Origin of the sequence: Methylibium sp., assembly GCF_013817365.1 — a bacterium.
In the GTDB taxonomy this organism is placed as follows: Bacteria; Pseudomonadota; Gammaproteobacteria; order Burkholderiales; family Burkholderiaceae_C; genus Methylibium.
This window is the reverse complement of the sequence record NZ_JACDCU010000499.1, coordinates 1-2,769: the sequence shown is the minus strand read 5'-3', so window position 1 is coordinate 2,769 and position 2,769 is coordinate 1. Positions and strand designations below refer to the sequence as shown.

The window sequence follows — 2,769 nt, the reverse complement described above, 5'->3', positions numbered from 1 at the left end:
GCCGCACCAACTGCTCCAGCGCCGCGGTCGATTCAGCCAGCCGGTCGAGCAGTTCGCGAAGAATGAGCTGAAGCCCGCGTCGGGGATGCCACAGATCCGGCAATTGCACGAGACGCTCGTAGTCGGCGGTCGAGCCGAAAGGAACGAAGCCGATGCCGGCTCGCTCGACCGGGGCGCGAAAGCGAGGCGAAGTCAGCATCTGAACTTCGTGCCCCCGCTCCAGCAGGGCTTGCGAAATGGCGATGAAGGGATAGACATCGCCGGCGCTACCGACCGCGCAGATCCGGACGTGCGTTCGGCGAGAAGTGGTCGGCCGAGCGGGCATGAAAAAAGCCGTTGGAGATCAACGGCTTCGGGTGGGGTGGCTGATGGGGCTCGAACCCACGACAACAGGAATCACAATCCTGGACTCTACCAACTGAGCTACAGCCACCACAGGAACTGGATTATAGCCATGCGCCCTGTCGCGACGCCGGCTATGGAGCGTTGCCGGCAGCAGTTGCCGTACCCGTGACCTCGGCCTTGTAGCGCTTGCGCAGCGAGGCGTAGTAAGCCTCGGCTTCGGCCGCGCCCCACAGCTGCGCATACTGCTGCTGCAACTGCTGGCGGTCCTCTTGGGAGGGATCGCGCGGCACTAGCTTGTCGATGCGCACCACGGCATAGCCCTCTTCGTCGAAGTCCACGCCCGTCCATGCTGGCAGGGAGGCCGCCGACGCCGACATCACCGCCTCGATGAGCGACCGCGGCAGCGTGCGCGACTGTTCGCGGGAGATCGTGATCGGCGGCTCGAAGGCTTCGGCCGGAGCGCCGCCCTTCCAGGCCGCAAGCTTTGCCTCGCCTTCCTTGCGCGCCAGCGCGGCGGAACGGTCGGCAACGATCTGCTGGCGGATCTGGTCCTCGACGGCATCGAGCGGCAACTTACGTGCCGGCGTGTGCTCGACCACGCGGCCCGAAGTCAGTTGGTTCGGGCCGGTCTCCACCGCCTCGGTGTTGCGCTTGTTGCGCAGCGCGTCGTCACTGAAGAGCGCCGTCAGAAAACTCTGGCTGGCGAGCACGCCATCGGCCCCTTGGCCCGGCATGCGCGTGATGCCTTCAGCCGAACGCACTTTCAGGCCGAGTTTCTCGGCGGCGGGCTGGAGGCTGTCGGACTGCTCGTAGACCATGTTGCTGAACATCTCAGCAGCCTCGGCGAATTTTTGCTGCGCGAGCTGCTGCTTCACCTCGGCCTCGATCTCGGCGCGTGCTTCCTCGAAACTCTTCTTGCCGCCGCCACGCACACCGGTGAGCTTGATCACGTGGTAGCCGAAATCGCTCTCGACCACGTCGCTGATTTCGCCGGTCTTCATGGCGAAGGCGGCCTCCTCGAAGGGCTGGGTCATCGCGCCGCGAGCGAAGAAGTCGAGATCGCCGCCCTGCGCCGCCGAACCCGGATCGTCCGAGTTCTTCTTCGCCAGCTCCGCGAAGCTATCGGGATTCTTCTTCGCCTCGGCCTGCAGCGCGGCGGCCTCGGCCCCGGCCTTCTCGCGCTCGGCGGCAGGCGCTTCGCGCCCCGCCTTGACGAGGATGTGGCTCGCGCGGCGCTCCTCGGGCGTGCTGAAGCGCGCGGCGTTCTCGGCGTAGTACTTGCGCAGTTCCTCTTCGCTGACCGAGATGTCCTGCGCCAGCGCGTCGAGGTCGAGCACGACGTACTCGACCTTGGCACGCTCGGGCGCCATGAACGCATCGGCGCGTGCGGGGTCGTTGTAGTAAGTGGCGATCTCAGCCTCGGTCGGCTTGACCTGATCGACATAGTTCTTGGCTTCGAAGCGGGCGATGCGCACCTCGCGCCGCTGCAGCAGCGCGTCGAGCGCCGTGCTGGTCGGCGTGCTGGCGCCGAGCGCTGTGTCGGCCACGCCGAGCAGCACCTGACGCATGGCCACGTCCTGGCGCAACTGCTGCGCAAATTGCTCGGCGCTGAGGCCTTGCGCGTTCAACAGTTCGGTGTCGATGCTGCCGTCGGGCTTGCGCAGGAAGGCGAACTGCGGGTCGTTCACGAAAATCCGCTGCAGCCGTTCGTCGCTGACGCCCAGGTGCAAGTCGTTGGCGGCGACGCGCACGACCCGCTCGCGCACCAGACCTTCGAGCGTTTGCTGCTTCATCTGCGGCGTGTCGAGCAAGCCGATGTCGATGTCGGGCGCCTGCGAGCGCATGCGCTCGATCTGGGCGCGGTGAGCCGCATCCCACTGGGCCTGCGTGATCGGCTGCCCCGCCACTTCGGCCACTTCGACATTGCCTTCGGAGAAGCCGCTATAGCCCTCCACGCCGAGAAACACGAAGGAGGGAATGATCAACACCACCAGCACGAACATCAACGCCTTGGTGTTGTTGCGAATCAACTCGAACATCGGACGGCCTCGGAGAAAACGGTGGGCAGTGCCCACATGCGACAAAGGCGAACCGAGGTTCGCCTTTGCTGGGGACCGGCGGTCAGCGCCGCAGTCTGCGGTGCACCTGACAAGGCCCGAATTCTATCGAAGCGTTCGGCAGGGTCGGTGACCAGGGGATCGGGAAATGTGTGGTGGGTGCTGACGGGCTCGAACCGCCGACCTACGCCTTGTAAGGGCGCCGCTCTACCGACTGAGCTAAGCACCCGATCGCCGTCAGTTGAGCGCTTCCTTCAAAGCCTTGCCGGGGCGGAACTTCGGCACCTTTGCGGCCTTGATCTTGATCGCGTCGCCGGTGCGCGGGTTGCGGCCGCTGCGCGCGGCCCGTTTGGTCACTGCAAAGGTA

The 2,769-nt window shown here is 65.5% G+C and carries 3 protein-coding genes and 2 tRNA genes; all 5 read right to left on the bottom strand.

Going from position 1 to position 2,769, the window contains the following annotated elements; genetic code table 11:
• On the bottom strand, positions 1-325 hold a 325-nt coding region (locus tag H0W38_RS20410; RefSeq protein ID WP_292457626.1), incomplete at its 3' end, for a glycosyltransferase.
• A gap of 32 nt (positions 326-357) precedes the next feature.
• A tRNA-His gene (locus H0W38_RS20405) sits at positions 358-433 on the bottom strand.
• Positions 434-476: 43 nt separating this feature from the next.
• Positions 477-2,384, bottom strand: coding sequence for a SurA N-terminal domain-containing protein (locus tag H0W38_RS20400; RefSeq protein WP_292457624.1), 1,908 nt, complete (start codon positions 2,382-2,384; stop codon positions 477-479).
• A 171-nt stretch (positions 2,385-2,555) separates the two neighbouring features.
• Positions 2,556-2,631: transfer RNA gene (locus H0W38_RS20395), tRNA-Val, on the bottom strand.
• An 8-nt stretch (positions 2,632-2,639) separates the two neighbouring features.
• A partial coding sequence (locus tag H0W38_RS20390; protein ID WP_292457629.1) for an HU family DNA-binding protein occupies positions 2,640-2,769 on the bottom strand: 130 nt, incomplete at its 5' end.